This window comes from Pseudomonas migulae (assembly GCF_024169315.1).
Lineage (GTDB): Bacteria > Pseudomonadota > Gammaproteobacteria > Pseudomonadales > Pseudomonadaceae > Aquipseudomonas > Aquipseudomonas migulae_B.
In genome coordinates, this window is record NZ_JALJWR010000001.1 from 2397065 (window position 1) to 2412520 (window position 15456).

Annotated in this window: 19 protein-coding genes; 12 read left to right on the forward strand and 7 right to left on the reverse strand. The window is 58.0% G+C overall.

Annotated elements, in window-relative coordinates:
* Window positions 1-42 precede the first annotated feature (42 nt).
* The gene (locus J2Y86_RS10980) at window positions 43-552 is read left to right on the forward strand and encodes a BRO-N domain-containing protein (RefSeq protein WP_253430896.1); all 510 of its coding nucleotides are present in this window, start codon (window positions 43-45) and stop codon (window positions 550-552) included.
* A 265-nt stretch (window positions 553-817) separates the two neighbouring features.
* Here J2Y86_RS10980 and J2Y86_RS10985 read toward each other — a convergent pair whose 3' ends face one another.
* The 3 genes from J2Y86_RS10985 to J2Y86_RS10995 are packed head-to-tail and all read right to left on the reverse strand — an operon-like array spanning window position 818 to window position 2756.
* Window positions 818-1030, reverse strand: a complete 213-nt coding sequence (locus J2Y86_RS10985) for a type II toxin-antitoxin system Phd/YefM family antitoxin (protein ID WP_253430899.1) — start codon at window positions 1028-1030, stop codon at window positions 818-820.
* Window positions 1027-1443, reverse strand: coding sequence for a helix-turn-helix transcriptional regulator (locus J2Y86_RS10990; RefSeq protein WP_253430902.1), 417 nt, complete (start codon window positions 1441-1443; stop codon window positions 1027-1029). The genes J2Y86_RS10985 and J2Y86_RS10990 overlap by 4 nt, the downstream gene beginning before the upstream one ends.
* Window positions 1440-2756 (reverse strand): type II toxin-antitoxin system HipA family toxin, encoded by a 1317-nt coding sequence (locus tag J2Y86_RS10995; RefSeq protein WP_253430905.1) that lies wholly within the window; start codon window positions 2754-2756, stop codon window positions 1440-1442. The genes J2Y86_RS10990 and J2Y86_RS10995 overlap by 4 nt, the downstream gene beginning before the upstream one ends.
* A gap of 258 nt (window positions 2757-3014) precedes the next feature.
* Between J2Y86_RS10995 and J2Y86_RS11000 the strand changes: the two genes are divergently transcribed.
* On the forward strand, window positions 3015-4004 hold the full coding sequence (locus J2Y86_RS11000; RefSeq protein ID WP_253430908.1) for a hypothetical protein: 990 nt from the start codon (window positions 3015-3017) through the stop codon (window positions 4002-4004).
* 6 nt (window positions 4005-4010) lie between these two features.
* Here J2Y86_RS11000 and J2Y86_RS11005 read toward each other — a convergent pair whose 3' ends face one another.
* Window positions 4011-4826, reverse strand: a complete 816-nt coding sequence (locus J2Y86_RS11005) for a sulfite exporter TauE/SafE family protein (protein WP_253430911.1) — start codon at window positions 4824-4826, stop codon at window positions 4011-4013.
* Window positions 4827-4938: 112 nt separating this feature from the next.
* On the opposite strand from J2Y86_RS11005, the gene J2Y86_RS11010 reads away from it, so the two are divergent.
* Window positions 4939-5706: an AraC family transcriptional regulator gene (locus J2Y86_RS11010; RefSeq protein ID WP_253430914.1), complete on the forward strand. Its 768-nt coding sequence runs from the start codon at window positions 4939-4941 to the stop codon at window positions 5704-5706.
* A gap of 82 nt (window positions 5707-5788) precedes the next feature.
* Window positions 5789-6106, forward strand: coding sequence for an XRE family transcriptional regulator (locus tag J2Y86_RS11015; RefSeq protein ID WP_253430916.1), 318 nt, complete (start codon window positions 5789-5791; stop codon window positions 6104-6106).
* Window positions 6107-6155: 49 nt separating this feature from the next.
* On the opposite strand, the gene J2Y86_RS11020 is transcribed toward J2Y86_RS11015, so the two are convergent.
* Entirely contained in the window at window positions 6156-7202 is a 1047-nt protein-coding gene (locus tag J2Y86_RS11020) for an MBL fold metallo-hydrolase (protein ID WP_253430919.1), read from the reverse strand.
* 213 nt (window positions 7203-7415) lie between these two features.
* Here J2Y86_RS11020 and J2Y86_RS11025 point away from each other — a divergent pair, with 213 nt between their 5' ends.
* The 3 genes from J2Y86_RS11025 (at window position 7416) to J2Y86_RS11035 (ending at window position 9848) form a co-directional block, all read left to right on the forward strand.
* Window positions 7416-8024, forward strand: a complete 609-nt coding sequence (locus J2Y86_RS11025; RefSeq protein ID WP_253430922.1) for a TetR/AcrR family transcriptional regulator — start codon at window positions 7416-7418, stop codon at window positions 8022-8024.
* A 157-nt stretch (window positions 8025-8181) separates the two neighbouring features.
* Window positions 8182-9258, forward strand: a complete 1077-nt coding sequence (locus J2Y86_RS11030; protein ID WP_253430925.1) for a diguanylate cyclase — start codon at window positions 8182-8184, stop codon at window positions 9256-9258.
* Window positions 9259-9329: 71 nt separating this feature from the next.
* Window positions 9330-9848 carry a DUF1003 domain-containing protein gene (locus J2Y86_RS11035; RefSeq protein ID WP_253430930.1) on the forward strand — a complete coding sequence of 173 codons (519 nt, stop codon included), beginning with the start codon at window positions 9330-9332 and terminating at the stop codon, window positions 9846-9848.
* A gap of 6 nt (window positions 9849-9854) precedes the next feature.
* Here the strand turns inward: J2Y86_RS11035 and J2Y86_RS11040 are convergent, their stop codons facing one another.
* Window positions 9855-10796 (reverse strand): LysR family transcriptional regulator, encoded by a 942-nt coding sequence (locus tag J2Y86_RS11040; protein WP_253430933.1) that lies wholly within the window; start codon window positions 10794-10796, stop codon window positions 9855-9857.
* Window positions 10797-10811: 15 nt separating this feature from the next.
* Between J2Y86_RS11040 and J2Y86_RS11045 the strand changes: the two genes are divergently transcribed.
* Window positions 10812-11519, forward strand: a complete 708-nt coding sequence (locus J2Y86_RS11045; protein ID WP_253430936.1) for a CTP synthase C-terminal region-related (seleno)protein — start codon at window positions 10812-10814, stop codon at window positions 11517-11519.
* A complete protein-coding gene (locus tag J2Y86_RS11050; protein ID WP_253430940.1) occupies window positions 11516-11839 on the forward strand; it encodes an antibiotic biosynthesis monooxygenase family protein in 324 nt (107 codons plus the stop codon). Before J2Y86_RS11045 ends, J2Y86_RS11050 begins: the two co-directional genes overlap by 4 nt.
* A gap of 143 nt (window positions 11840-11982) precedes the next feature.
* On the opposite strand, the gene J2Y86_RS11055 is transcribed toward J2Y86_RS11050, so the two are convergent.
* Complete coding sequence (locus tag J2Y86_RS11055) at window positions 11983-12309, reverse strand: DUF2025 family protein (protein WP_253430943.1); 327 nt, start codon at window positions 12307-12309, stop codon at window positions 11983-11985.
* Between the two features lie 221 nt (window positions 12310-12530).
* Here J2Y86_RS11055 and J2Y86_RS11060 point away from each other — a divergent pair, with 221 nt between their 5' ends.
* From J2Y86_RS11060 to J2Y86_RS11070, 3 genes are all read left to right on the forward strand, one after another.
* Window positions 12531-13658, forward strand: a complete 1128-nt coding sequence (locus J2Y86_RS11060; RefSeq protein WP_253430946.1) for a glycerophosphodiester phosphodiesterase — start codon at window positions 12531-12533, stop codon at window positions 13656-13658.
* A 183-nt stretch (window positions 13659-13841) separates the two neighbouring features.
* Window positions 13842-14150, forward strand: coding sequence for a PepSY domain-containing protein (locus J2Y86_RS11065; protein WP_253430949.1), 309 nt, complete (start codon window positions 13842-13844; stop codon window positions 14148-14150).
* Between the two features lie 181 nt (window positions 14151-14331).
* Window positions 14332-15354, forward strand: coding sequence for a transporter (locus J2Y86_RS11070; RefSeq protein ID WP_253430952.1), 1023 nt, complete (start codon window positions 14332-14334; stop codon window positions 15352-15354).
* Window positions 15355-15456 lie beyond the last annotated feature (102 nt).

Below are 15456 nucleotides of genomic sequence, written 5' to 3' on the forward strand. Positions count from 1 at the left end.
CCCGTATGCCCAATCGCGCGCTTCCGTTTCAGGAGGTTAGCCATGTCTGAACCGCTCCTTGCAACCCTCTTCCTTCGTCACGGCACCTGTCTTCGTGCCCTGCTCGTGGAGAACCAGGTGTGGTTCTGTGCTCACGACCTGGGAAGATTGATGGGCAAACATCTCGACGAACGCATGTCTCGCAAACTGGATGCAGATCAGCGGCGGATGATGCTCGTGGAGGCTCAAGGTATTGCCGAAGAACGACTGATGATCAGCGAGTCCGGCGTTTATGCGTTGCTGGTTTATCACTATTGCCCGGAGTATCGACTTCTGAGGGAATGGCTGACTCACCAGGTCGTTCCCACGTTACGTGATGCGCGTCCATCGCGTTCAGTTGAACGTCCAACGTTGAGTGTTCTGGACTGGCCGAAGATGTCACTCTGCATGCTGCACTGGCAGGATGAACCCTGGATTCGGTTGCGGGACATGCCTTGCGTGTTGGCAGATGATCCGTTCAATCAACGCGGGTCGTGGTGGCGTAAGGTGTCACGAGTGCTGCGAGGGTTCTGATTGTTCATTGCCGTAAAAAATCCGCTGCTTGAATTTCAGGCAGTGGATTTTTTTTGGTGGTGTTTTAATGACGCCTTCGCGAGCGAGCTCACTCCAACAAAGGAATTTGTTGCTGGGCCTGCTCCCGGTGTAAGCAATGCCGTGGCGCTATGTTCGAATTGTCATCGCCGTTGCCACCACTCGAGCGATCGGGATGAGTTTGGAAACATCAGTTGGAGGAAATACGTGCCTGCTGAAATTTCAGACCAAGAAGATCTGTCTGTACTCATAGCCCGCCCTTAAAACCTTCGATGATGTCCTCAGGGGTGCTGTCAAAATCCGCCGATATCCGAATCTTCCCCTTCAGCCGCCCAGGCTTGCGGGTCTGCGGCCAATCGACATGGGGCAACAGGTCCAGATAAGGCCTTCCGGCCTCGGTGATCACCACCCTGTCGCCCCGCCATGCACGCGCACCTGCAGATTTTGCGTCATCACTCATTCGGTCGGGCCCTTATCGTCACCCTTGGTCTTCGTTGTGGCTCGCAACGTAGCCACTCTATTAAGCTTGCGCTTAGGATTGGCGCCGCGAACGGGCGCTTTGGAAACCGGCTTTTGCTGCCCAAGCGGCGGCGTGTAAAGGGTTGTGGCAGCCATGGTCAGCCCCAGGCGCAACCCGAATTTCCTCAAGATGGCGTCGATGGTGCTGATGGTCGGATTACCCTTGTCCTTTTCGATTTGGTACAGGGCCTTGGTCGACATGTTGCACATGGCAGCAAAGGTTTCCTGATCCAGACCGGTCACCTCAAGCCGTAGCCGACGGATAGAGGTTCCCAGGGTTTCGGTCCCTATCCCGTGCTGAGTCACGATGTCGTCAATGAGTTCCCTGCGCCCCTCGTTGGTGTTCTCTTTCATTGCAGCCCCCATTCAACCAGGCGCTTATCCAGATTGTTCATTGGAATAGACTGGGCGCGCCTCACTTCCTCTGGAAGATCGACCAGCAGATCCGGCAAAGCTCTAAATGTCTCAGTTGCTTCGAGCAGACGCTCGAAGAGCACGTCAGGGCCCACCACGTCTTGGAAGTATCCGCAGATCGCTCTCCAGTCAGGACTTCCCATATGCTCGGGCATCCACTTGGTGACTCGAGTAACGCCTTCCGGATCGAGCACCATCGGTGCAAGGTCGTATATTGGCGCCAGCTCGAATTTGTCCCGATACCTGAAAATGGCCATGTTGCGCCCATGGTTATCCGAATTCCCCAGGATACGGTTCAGCAGGTCACGGCGCAGGTACTCAAATACCAGTTCCTCAAGCTCTCCCTCCTGCCCATTCTTACGCCACAGGTGGATCAGGCGGCTGAGCACATCCTCATGATTCATCCTCGAACCGGGCTCGGTGTTCCCACACACGGAATAAATCGACTCGACCGGAATCCTCTCCACCACGCCGTTGGCGACTCGCCTATCAAAGCGCGGCATCCACAGACTTGGCTTATCAGCTTCCTCCAGCACCAGTTCATCTGTTGTTATCGTGTTCAAACCGAGCTGGGATATCGCTTTGTAGTAGTGGTACTCGGCGCGCAGGATGTTTTTGTCGCGCTCGGTGGCTTGGTTGCGAGCAAACTTCACCAACCAATGGCGACGCGCAAGCTCGTCAGAAAGCATCGCGTCGGCATGAAGCGCTCCATCCTCATCCTCAACCATAATCAGCTTTGGAGCTTCCCCCTGAGCGCCCGTCGCACCGCCTAACGCAGCGCCAGATTCATAGGCGTATTCGAGGAAGTCATTTGTTCTGTCTACGACTTCTTTGCGCGCAAACGCCTCCCTGCGAGTCTGATCGATATGCTCGAAAGACTCCTTCACGCGCAAGTGCCCAATGGGGGAAGGCGTGCAGCGACTCAGGAGGAAAAAGCTCATGTCCATGCCATCAGGCTTTTCCCCACCGAATCGTTTCTGCAACGATTTACGAGCAGCGCCGGCTGGAATGATGTCGTAGACAAATGGGGGATAGCCGTTGCTATCGACAGGGTTCCAGCTCAGCGGTAGGTTCACGCTGATGGCGGGTTCGAACGGCGTCTCTAGTTTATCGATGAAATCGACCAGGTAGTGCTGGTCGTAAGATGCGCTGCATCGCGACTCTTCAATCTTCTGAACGTTCGACACAGAAAGCGTCATTGCATCGTGCCAATGGCCTTCAATGAAAGTCTGGATCGTGAATTTTCCTGACATGGCGCGCCATACAATCGGAACTATGATGCCGCCTACTCTGGCTCACCCCTTAGCTTTCAGCAATATAATTCTGACTATCTGCGGAATATACCTAAAACCGGTATTTTAATACCGATTATATCGGTCTGGGTGGCTGCGTTGGTTTTGAGAGTCGCGAGCAGGCTCGCGCAGATTTTGCACCAAGCCGAAAACAGTCAGTGCAACCAGCCCCGCCTCCCGCTATTAATACCCTTCCCCCCTCAAGGACCCGAGCCCACCATGAAATTCGACCTCGCCTACTGCCTCAGCCTCGACGACAAGCTGTCGATCTATGACGTGCGCGATCTCAATTTCGACGAAACCATGGAGTTCGATTCCGCCAGGGAACACTTCCAATGCCCCAATGACGCCTGCCGCTTGGCCTTCGATGCGACGAATGTGTTGACGACCTTCAACGCCAAGAATGTGAATTACGTTCGCACCCCGCACTTCAAGAACACGCCCAGCACGCGGCATGTGGCGGATTGTCCTTATGTCAGTCTCAAGGCGTCGGCGTCAGGCGTGGACGCGGATGGTGCGGAAACGGATGACAGTCGCGAGGAGCATTTTCCGTCGGAGTTGTTGCTGACTCGGCGTCAGTATGTGCGTAAGCCGTCGAACCCGGCCGTGGTGACGGATGTGCTGCGGGACGATCCAAAACCTCTTACAAGGTCCAGCGATACCGAGCACCCAATCCATGAGTCGGCGCCGGACAAGACCAGCATCTTCGCTCACCCAGTGGAGTGTTTTGTCTCAAATTTCGAGGACAAGGACCTGCTCAAGCGTATGCCGCTGAAGATTGGCGAGCACACGGCGCCTTATGGGTCGTTCTTCAAGAAGATCGAATACCTGACGGACAACAAGGGGCTGATTTACTGGGGCAAGATCAAGGAGATCAAGGATTACACGCAGAGCTTTCGCATCGATTTCGAGCAGAAGGTCTGGTTCAAGCAGGCGGATGAGGCGAAGAAGAAGCCTTATTCGGTCAACGTTTACCTGAGCAAGAAGTTGATCGAGAACTACCGCAAGCGCAAAGCGTTTCTGGAGGAGATCAAGCATGCGATCGACAGTGAGGCGGAGTTGTTTTGTTTCTTTTATGGCGTGACGCCGGAGTTGAAGCAGGTGCCGAGCAAGAAAAACCCCGAGCAGACGTTCGGGGTGTTCAGTGCGAATATCGAGAACCTGGATCACTTCATTATTCGTGAGGCGCCGGGGTTGGAGGCGAAGTGACGGCGTTCAACTCAGGCACATACTGATCATCACCAATACCAGCAAACCGATGTAAACCCGCGCATGGATTCGATCCGGAATCCGCCCGATCCATGGCGTGGCCAGTCGAATCCCCACCAACGATCCCATCGTCAAAACCGCAAACGCCAGCACGTCCACATAACCGACAAACCACGCGCCCAGATCAAACTCGGTGAACCCCGCCATCGCCATGTAAGTCACTGTCCCGGCCAGCGCCACGGGCAGGCTTAGTGGATTGGCCATGGACGTCGCCTGCGACATGCTCAACCCGCAACGTCGCAACAACGGCACGGTCATGACGCTGCCGCCTACGCCGAGGAATGTGGCGATGGCGCCGATTCCTACGCCACCACCCGACACTTCCACCCTCCCCAATCGCCGTGGGATTGCGTTATCGGTGTGCGTAAGAAATCCAGGACTGAACAGGCAATCCACAATGGTCACGCCCAGATAGGCAATGAACGCATACCGAATCACCTCGCCACTGACCCACATCGCCGCCACTGCGCCGACCACCGCGCCCAATCCGATAAACCCACCCAGCGGCCACAGGTAATGGCGAATCAGATTACCCGCGCGATGGTGTTTTCCAGTGGCGACCAGTGCGTTGACGATCATCACGCAGGTCGAAGTGGCGACTGCGATGTGCATCGCCGATTGACCAATTAGGTCGTTGGTACCGTGGCTAGCGATGAGCATGCGGTACAGCAATGGCACGACGACGAAGCCGCCGCCGAAACCGAACAGCACGGCGGTGATGCCGGTCATGCAGCCGAAGAGTGTCAGCAAGAGATAGAACATTGCGCGTCGTCCGTTGATTAGGGTGGTCGACGATAGAGCAGATGCGACTTGGCCTGCTTCAGCAAGTCAGCCAATAATGTTTGCGTTTACGCCAACTGCTGGAAGCCGCTCGATGCGCAATGTTTCGATTAATTTGCTGGATGACACGCCACGGTCGGTGGTGGCGATCGGTACGGATTATTCCTACGGTCAGGTGTTGCCCCGTCATACACACCGACGGGCGCAGTTGTTGTACGGCGCGACCGGGGTGATGCAGGTCAGCACGCATGACGGCAATTGGGTGGTGCCGCCGCAGCGGGCGGTGTGGATTCCGCCGGGGGTGGCGCATGAGGTGTTGATGCTGGGGGTGAGCACGCGGAGTTTGTACATCGAACCGGGGGTGGTGGACCTGGGGAGTCAGTGTCAGGTGATCAGCGTTTCGCCGTTGATGCGGCATTTGCTGATGGAGGCGGTGGAGGTTCCGCTGGCGTACGACGAGGCCGGGCGCGATGGGGCGTTGATCGATTTGCTGCTGCATGAACTGGCGCGCAGTGCTCACTTGCCGTTGCACATTCCGCTGCCTGTCGATGCGCGATTGCTCGCGTTGTGCCAGGGCTTTTTACAGCGGCCCGATGCCCATCAGTCGCCGCAGCAGTGGGCGGATCAGTTGCACATCAGTTTGCGCACGTTCAATCGCCTGTTCCGCCAGCAGACCGACCTGAGTTTCAGCCAGTGGCGGCAACGCGCCTGTGTGGTGCTGGCGCTCGCAAGGTTGGCGGTGGGTGAGCCGGTGACGCGGATTGCGCTGGATTTTGGTTATGACAGCCCGGCGGCGTTCTCGACGATGTTTCGCCGTGTGTTGGGTCAGGCGCCGTCCGTCTGGTTGGAGGGTGCGAAATAAAAATGAGTTTGATCCGGAAGCAAAACAACTGTACAAAAACACAGTACATTTTGGATCAGCACTCTTGAGCCCGGAGAACACCATGGCCTCTTATGCGATGAAAATCACCCTGGAACGTATCGCCCTCTTCCAATTCACCCCTGCACATTGCGCCCAGGCCCGGGCGATGCTGGGTTGGAGTGTTGATGAGTTGTCGCGGGAGTCTGGCGTTTCGGTCGACATGATCGAGCGATTTGAGGCGAAGCGTGATGTGGCGGATGCTGATCGACTGGCGTTGGCTTATCGGTTTGAGTCGGAAGGGCTGGTGTTCTTCCCGGGGTTTGCGCCAGGTAGGGGGATGAACATGAAAGGTGCATCGGCGGATGCGGTGGGACGGGCGGAATATGCGATGGCTGATTGAGGCGTCAGCACGAGCCGCTTGCATCCCAAGCGGCCCCTGCGTCAGAACGTTATGCGTTCTGGATTTCCACCTGATCGCCGACGTTTTCCATCCCCAACCACCAAGCACTCCCCCGCTGCGGATACATCACATTAAACGCCTCACCCATCTGCGGCGTGGTAATCGAAACACTGCGCTCCCAAGCCAAGGCCAGAATCCGGTCAAACGGTTCGAACCAGGCGTGCATCGACAGATCGAACGTGCCGTTGTGAATCGGCAGTAACCAGCGGCCTTTCAGGTCGATGTGCGCTTGCAGGGTTTGTTCGGGCTGCATGTGCACATGCGGCCATTCGACGTTGTACGCACCGGTTTCCATCAGTGTCAGGTCGAACGGGCCGTACTGTTCGCCGATGCGTTTGAAGCCATCGAAATAGCCGCTGTCGCCGCTGAAGAAGATGCGCGTGTCGGCGTCGATCATCACCCACGAGGCCCACAGCGTGCTGTTGCCATCGAACAGGCCCCGACCGGAAAAGTGTTGCGACGGGGTGGCGATGAATTGGATGCCGTCGACTTCGGTGCCTTGCCACCAGTCGAGTTGGCGCACTTTACTGGCGTCGATGCCCCACTTGATCAGGGTGTCGCCGACGCCCAGTGGGGTGAGGAAGTATTTGGCCTTGTCCGCCAGTTTGAGCACGGCTTGATAATCGAGGTGGTCGTAGTGATCGTGGGACAGGATCACCGCTTCGATCGGTGGCAATTCTTCGAGGCTGATGGGCGGTTGGTGAAAGCGTTTCGGACCGGCCCATTGCACCGGCGAGGCACGTTCGGCGAAGACCGGGTCGGTGATCCAGAATTTGTCCCGCAGTTTCAGCAATACGGTGGAGTGGCCGAGACGATAAACGCTGTGGTTGGGCGCGGCGATCAAGGCGTCGTGGGTCAGGCGTTGCACCGGAACGGCAGTGGTCGGTCGGGTGTTGCGCGGCTTGTGGAAAATAATCTTCCACATGATGCGCAGCATTTTGCGAAAGCCTTCACGTTGCACGGGCACATGGTTTTTGAAATGCCCTTCGACCTGACGGGAAGCTTCAGGCGCAGAGGCGTTGGTGGAATTGGCCATGACTGAATGACTCCAGGAAACCGCACGATTCGCAGTTTCTGCGGTGGGACGATAAATGGCCAAGGCACGCACGCATCAGCCGAACACTCTATTTATGGCTGCGCAGGATTAACGAAACATTACACTGCACAGTGTAGTTTCTAGGTTGCATCAAAGCTGATCACAAGTAAACTGCTGAGTGTAATTCTTAACTTCTTCTGCCGAAGCGTACTTATGACAGCTCCACAGCGCCTGACCGACCGAAAACGCGAAGCGATCATCCAAGCGGCGATTGCCGAATTCCGTGCCAACGGTTTCGACATCACCAGCATGGACAAGATTGCCGCCACCGCTGGCGTGTCGAAGCGCACGGTGTACAACCACTTCCCGAGCAAGGAAGAGTTGTTCGCCGAAATCCTCAATCAGTTATGGGCGCGGGTGACGGCCGAACAGGAAACGTCCTACCGCGCTGACCTGCCGCTGCGCGACCAGATGCGCCTGATGCTGATGGCGAAATTGCAGATGTTGGGCGATGACAATTTTCTCGACCTGGCGCGGGTCGCCATCGCGGCCACCATCCATTCCCCGGAGCGTGCGCAGAACATGGTCGCGCGAATGGGCGAACGCGAAGAAGGCCTGACCGTGTGGATTCGCGCTGCTCAGGCCGATGGACGTTTGAAGCCGGTCGACCCGGGGTTCGCCGCCCAACAGATACAGGGAATGCTCAAATCCTTTGCCTTCTGGCCGCAGATTTCCATGGGACTGCCCGGGCTTTCACCCGAGATGCAGGCCACTGTCGTGGACTCTGCGCTGGATATGTTCCTCGCCTGCTATCAGCGCTGAATCTAGCTTTCGCTGCGCCCTGCCGCCGTTAAATGGCTTCGAAGGACACTGATTATTCCCGCTGGAATAAATGACAATGTCCGCCGTTTTACCGATGAACGGTAGCTCTGAATAAAGCACAGCAATGTGTTTCAGAATGAATCTGGCGCAGGACATTATGGAAATCCAACGCGGCAAGGGCTTGTCATTTGCCAGACGCATTTACTTGCCCCGAACCATTGGCCTTGGTGTCGGTTGCATCAGCGTGGCCGTTGCGCTGTCTCCATTGAACATGCCGTTTTGGGTGTGGGCGTTGATGCTGGTCAACGCTTTTGTCTGGCCCCACGTTGCTTATCAACTGTCGACCCGCGCGAACTTTCCCTACAAGACCGAACGCCGCAACCTGCTTTTCGATTCGCTGTGTGGCGGTTTCTGGGCGGCGACGGTGCAGCTCAATCCGCTCACCACGGTGACCATCCTGGCGATGATGGCGATGAACAACGTCGCCACGGGCGGCCTGCGGCTGTTCATGCTCGGCACCTTGACCCAAGCGATGGGCGTGATGATTGCCTGGTTGCTGTTCGGCGCGACGTTCAACCCCACGACCACCCCGATACAGATTTGGGCGTGCCTGCCGATCCTCACGCTCTACCCGTGGGCGGTGGGCATAGTCTGCTATCGGCTGGCGATCAAACTGTCCGAACACAAACGCGCCTTGAGCGCCCTGAGCCGTACCGACAGCCTGACCGGCTTGCTCAACCACGGCGCCTGGAAAGACCTGCTGCAACTGCAGTTCCACCACTGTCGCGAGCATCAACAGCCCGCCGCGACTGCCTTGATCGACATCGATCACTTCAAACCCATCAACGACACTTACGGGCACATCGTCGGTGACTCGGTGCTGCGTCAGTTGAGTGCCGAACTCAAACGCAATCTGCGCGAATGTGATCTGGCTGGGCGTTATGGCGGTGATGAGTTCTGCGTGATCTTGCCCGACATGCCGTTGCATAAGGCACGGGATGTCATGGAACGAATTCGTGAAGTGCTGCATGACTACCGGCATCAGGACATTCCCGAATTGCGGGTCAGCCTGAGCATCGGCCTGGCCGCTTATCACCCGTCCTTCACCGATGCCATTGCCTGGCTCGATGACGCAGACAAAGCCCTCTACACCGCCAAAAACACCGGCCGCAACAAAATCTCTGTCGCCACCCGCGATACCGAGCGCAACACCGCCGTCACGCTGGCGATTTAGCCAAAGCTGCACGGCTCGCCGGGCGGTGGCGCTATAGTGGGCCTCAGTCCCAGCGCCCTGCAGAGAGCATCATGACCACCGAAACCAAAACCACTGCGCCCGTCGATCACTTACGCTTTCACCGTCCTCACGCTCACCTGGCGCCGACCTTCGGCACGGACAAGTTCGCCCTGCGCGCCGAGGCCTTTGCGCGGTTCTTCGGCACGCCGACCTTTCTGGGTGCGCAGACGCTGATCGTGGTGTTGTGGGTGTGCCTCAATGTGTTCGGCGTGGCTCACTTCGACCTCTATCCGTTTATCCTGCTCAACCTCGCGTTCAGCCTGCAATCGGCCTATGCCGCGCCGCTGATTCTGCTGGCCCAGACCCGGCAAGCCGCGCGCGACAAGGCGCAATCCGAAGCCGATGCTCAGCACCGTGAGGCGCTGGCGGTGGCCAACAGTGAACGTCAGGCCCAAGCGGCGCAGAACTCCGCGCAATTGCTCGAATTGCTCGAGCAAAACACCCGCCTCACCGAGATGACCAAGACCCTCACTGAACGCATCGAAATCCTGACGTCGGAAATGCACCAGCATTTCGTGCGCAAGGTCTGACACGGTTCAAGGCAATTTCAACGCCCGTCCCAACTCATCGAACAACGTCACCACCGAGCGCAAGGCGCGACAGTCCGGGCGGGTCAGCAACCACAGCGCGGTGTCGTAACCGTGCAACGGCTCGCTCAACGGCTGCAGCCCGTTACCGATCAGAAAGTCCGGCAAGGCCGCAACCCCCAACCCGGCCCGCACCAGTTCCGTCACCGACAACATGCTGTTGCAGCGATAACCCGGTGTGACGCCGGGCAACTGCTGACGACGCCATACGACGGTGGGGTGATCGGGGAGGAAGTCGTCCGGGGCGATCCACGTGAGCGAGGGCAGGTCTTCGGCATCGACCGATTTCAGATACGCCGTGCTCGCACAAACACGATACGACACCTGCGCCAGACGTCGACCGACCAAATGCTCGGGCGGCGCATTGGTCAGGCGCAAGGCAATGTCCGCATCCCGACGGCTGAGGTTGGCGAAGTCATTGGACGTACTCAATTCGATGGTCAGCGCCGGATAACCGGGCATGAACTGCGCCAGCGCCGGCAACAGCAAACCTTGCAGGACCGAATCGGTACAGGTCAGCCGCACGGTGCCGCTGATGACTTCACCGCCCTGCTCTACGCCGATGCGCGCGGCCTCCAGCGCTTGTTCGGCGCGTTCGGCCTGCTCGGCCAGGGTCTGCGCCAGGCTGGTGGGCAAGTAGCCGGCGCGGCTCTTTTCGAACAGTTGCTGACCCAGTGCGGCTTCCAGTCGGCGCACGGCGCGGAACACGGTCGAGACGTCGACTTTCAACAACGCCGAAGCCCGGGCCAACGAGCCGCCACGCACCAGGGCGAGGATCAGGGACAGGTCGGGGTAATCCAGTCGATAGTGCGTGGCTGCATTGATCACTTGGGATAACGCCAATATTGAGTGCGTGAACGCCAATCTATAGTGGGCTCCAGGAATCAACAAGCATCGAGAGCACTCATGGAAAACACCGCCATCCGCATCGCCCTGATCGGCGATTACGACCCGCAAGTCACCGCTCACCAGGCCATCCCCGCCGCCCTCGGCATGGCTGCCGAACACACAGGCTTGGACGTGCAGTTCCAATGGTTGGCCACCGATCGCATCGACAACGACACACCGCTGGAAGACTTCGATGGTTTCTGGTGTGTGCCGGCCAGCCCCTACCGTGATGAGGGCGGTGCGGTGCGAGCGATCCGCTTTGCCCGCGAACGGCAGCGACCTTTCCTCGGGACGTGTGGCGGTTTTCAGCACGCCGTACTCGAATACGCCCGCAACGTTCTGGGCTGGGAAGATGCCGAGCACGGCGAGACAGCACCCGATGCAACGCGAGCGTTGCTCACACCGCTGGTTTGTTCGCTGGTGGAAGCCGTCGACAGCATTCATCTGGTTGAAGGTTCGTTGATCGCCAAGGCGTATGAACATTCGCAGATTCACGAAGGCTATCACTGCCGTTACGGTGTGAATCCTGAGTTCGAGCGGGCGTTATTGAGCCAACAGCTGTGCGCCACAGGACATGATTCGACGGGGGATCTGCGGACAGTGGAATTGCGTGGGCATCCGTTTTTTGTTGCCACGCTGTTTCAACCGGAACGTGCCGCGCTCAAAGGCGTTCTGCCGCCCCCGGTCAGTGCGTTGATCGAAGCGTGCGCGCGGCAGAAATCATGATGGCCCGGACGCCGGAACCGCCTTATTACGCGGTGATTTTTACTTCGCTGCGTACTGACGGTGATCAGGGTTACGCCGAAGCTGCCGAGCGCATGGTTGAACTGGCGCGTGAGCAGCCGGGTTTTCTGGGCGTGGAATCGGCGCGGGGTGAGGATGGGCTCGGGATTACGGTGTCCTATTGGGCCAGTGAGGCGGCGATTCTGGCGTGGAAACATCATCCCGAGCACAGTGTGATTCGTGAGCGGGGGCGCTCGACCTGGTATTCGGCGTGCAATACGCGGGTGTGCAGGGTTGAGCGGGCTTATGGGTTTAAACAGTAAAGGATGTGGTGTTCTTTAGGCGGCCTTCGCGAGCAAGCCCGCTCCCACATTTGATCCCGACCGACCACAGATTCTGTGTTCACGGGCGATCAAGTGTGGGAGCGGGCTTGCTCGCGAAGGGGCCAGCACGAACACTGCAAATCTCAAGCCTGCACCAAACTCCGCACCGCCGAAATCTCCGGCACTTCCCGCCGATTCATATACACCCGCAACGGCTCGGTAATGTTGATCCGGTCATCGATGTTCTGATCCAGCAACAACTGAATCAACTCGCGCTTAAGCGTCATGGCCTGCTCCGGCCCTGGCGCCCAGACAAATTCACTGGCAGGAATAATGCCGTCATCCGCCACGTCCATGCCGAAGGAATCTTCGCTGAAACGCACGATGTACTGGCCGGTTTTGCGATTGAGGCCGACGAAACCTTTGAGCTGTTCGGCGGCCTGGCAGATGAGCTGGGAAGTGATGCGCATATAAACCTCACACAAGTGATCGATGGTTTACACGCTGGGCAAGATGAAGGGCGTTCCCTCTGCCGGGGAAACTGCCGGGGCCAAGAGTACTGCAAAGAACCGCACAAAAGCGCTGAAAAAATCAGCTTTAAACACGTTTATGTCGGTCTCGCGATAGCGCTGGCGGCGCTCAGTTGTTAAAAGAGACGTCTTTGAAAACTCTCTGCGAAAGGATCTCGACCATGCCTGTTACTTTCACCAAGAGCGCCCTGCTGCTGAGCGTGCTGCTCGGTCTCGGCCAGGCGCAAGCCGCCAGCGAGCCAAGTCCGACTTCACTGGCGTCCCGTTCGGGTATCCCGCATCCGGCGGTGATCGCTCACCGTGGTGCGTCTTTCGATGCACCGGAATCCACCGCTGCCGCTTATAAACTGGCGCGCGATCTGGGTGCCGACTACCTCGAACTGGACCTGCAGCGCAGCAAGGACGGCGTGCTGTTTGCCCTGCACGACAACAACCTGCAACGCACCACCGACGTCGCCAGCAAATTCCCTGATCGCAAGGACAGCCCGGCCAACGCATTCACCATCGCCGAACTGAAAACCCTCGATGCCGGCAGCTGGTTCAACACCGCTTACCCGGAGCGCGCACGCCCTGCCTACGTGGGTCTGAAAATCCTGACCCTCGACGAAATCATCGACATCGCCCAGGGCAATCCGCTGCACAAACCCGGCCTGTACATCGAAACCAAAGAGCCCAAGCAATTCCCCGGTATCGAAAGCGACCTCAAGGATAAATTGCAGGATCGCGGCTGGCTGAGTCCGGCGGGTTCCAAACTGGCGAAAAGCAATCTGGCGGTCGGCCAGGGCAAAGGCAAGGTGGTGCTGCAAACCTTCGAGAAGAGCAGCCTCGAACTGCTGGAAAAAGAAATGCCGCAGGTGCCGAAGATCCTGTTGCTGTGGGTCGGTGAAGGCAGCATCGAGCCGAAATCCAAGGTGACGTTCGCCGAGTCCGGCGACAAGGATAAAGCGGTCTACTACGCCAAGCAGGAACCGAAGGACAAAGCCGAATTCCAGCAGTGGGTCGAGTACGCCAAGGCCCAGGGCGCGATCGGCACCGGCCCTTCCGCCGCGCTGACCAAGGGTGGCGATCAGAGCTACTCGGACCTGGTGAAACCGTGGATGAACCAGTACACCCACGATCAGGGTTTGTTGGTGCACGTCTACACGGTCGATGATGCGGTGGATTATCAGAAGGTCATGGACGCCGGGGTTGATGGCATTTTCACCAACCGTGCCAGCGAGCTGTTGAAGTTTTATAAGCGCCCGGCGGCGGGCACGGTTGCGCAGTTGCTGACGAACAACGGGTATTGATCCGGAACCGAGGTGCGGCCATCGCGGGCAAGCCACGCTCCCACAAGGTTCGCGTAAACCTGTAGGAGCGAGGCTTGCCCGCGAAGCTTCTTACAAACAACGCGTTTATAGGAATTAAGCGTGAATTAAGTTGCCACAGTTAATCTGGACTCACTTAAACAGCACACCCAAGGAAAGAACCTCATGAAGACTTTGACTGCCCTGTTCACCGCTGCCGCCCTGACCCTCACCGCTGGCCTGGCCCAGGCAGCTGATGTTCCCGTCGATCAGATCCCGCAGTTGGTCAAGGATAAAAAGATCAAGCCGCTGGAAGAACTGAACCAGATCGTCATGAAGTTGCACCCGGGTGCCACGATCACCGACAGCGACCTGGACCAACACCCTTCTCTCTATGAGTACGAAGTTGAACTCAAAGACGCCAAAGGCGTTGAATGGGACGTGGACTTGAACGCCGCCACCGGCGAAGTCCTGAAGAACAAACAAGACGACTGATACCCCACAAAAAAAGCCGCACGATTTTCGGATCGTGTGGCTTTTTTGCGTCTGTACCCAACCGATACAAATGCTCTCTTGCCTCACGAAACCGTCACAAAACTGTCAAGACACCTTGCGATGATGCGGCTCAAGTGAACCTGTGAAACCCGCGACAGGCGCCTCCTCACAGCGAGACCTCATGAACCACAGCATCGACCAAAGCCATCGCGATCCGGACCTGTTCGGTCTGCTGTACGGTTTCAGTTTTCGCCCCGGCGAACGTGGCCGCGAGCTCGATTCGGCCATGGCGTTGCGGTGCCTGCAGCAACCGGGCGACAGCGATGAGTTTCTCTGGCTGCACCTGAACCTCGCCCACGCCGCGTGCGAGCGCTGGATGAAAAGTCATCTGGAATTGCCCGACGAGTTTTTCGAAGCCTTGCATGAAGGCTCGCGTTCGACGCGCATCGAGCATGTCGATTCGGCACTGCTGGCGGTGGTCAACGACGTGGTGTTCAACCTCAGCAGCATGGTCTCCTCGGATGTGTCGACGCTGTGGGTATGCGCCCGCAGTCGGCTGATCATCAGCGCGCGCCTGCAACCGCTGCACTCGGTGGACAAGTTGCGTTCGTCGGTGAAGGCCGGTGAATGTTTTCGTTCACCGCTGGAGTTGCTGGTGCATTTGCTGCGCGATCAGGGCGAGGTGCTGACGCAGATCGTGCGCAAGACCAGCCTCAGTGTCGATCAGATCGAAGATGAGTTGCTGTCTTCGCGGCTGTCGACCAACCGCGCGGAGCTGGGCGCCAATCGCCGGGTGTTGGTGCGCCTGCAACGATTGCTGGCGCTGGAGCCGGGTTCGTTGCTGCGCCTGCTCAACCGTCCGCCGCAGTGGTTGCAGAAAGAGGACGTGAAGGAGCTGCGCAAGTCCACCGAGGAGTTTGCGCTGATCATCAACGACCTCACCGCGCTGGGTGAACGGATCAAGTTGTTGCAGGAAGAGATCGCCGCCAACCTCAACGAGCAGAGCAACCGCACGCTGTTCACCCTGACGGTGGTGACGGTGCTGGCGTTGCCGATCAACATCATCGCCGGTTTCTTTGGCATGAACGTGGGGGGCGTGCCGCTCTCCCAGGATCCCGAGGGATTCTGGATTCTGGTGGCATTGGTGGCGACATTTACGGTGATTGCCGGGCGTTGGGCCTTTCGTAAGCGCCAGGATTATTAAGCGAACGCATTCCTCTGTAGGAGCGAGGCTTGCCCACGAAGGCGTTTTACCTGATACACCGCATTCGCGGGCAAGCCTCGCTCCTACAGGGGGATGGCACTG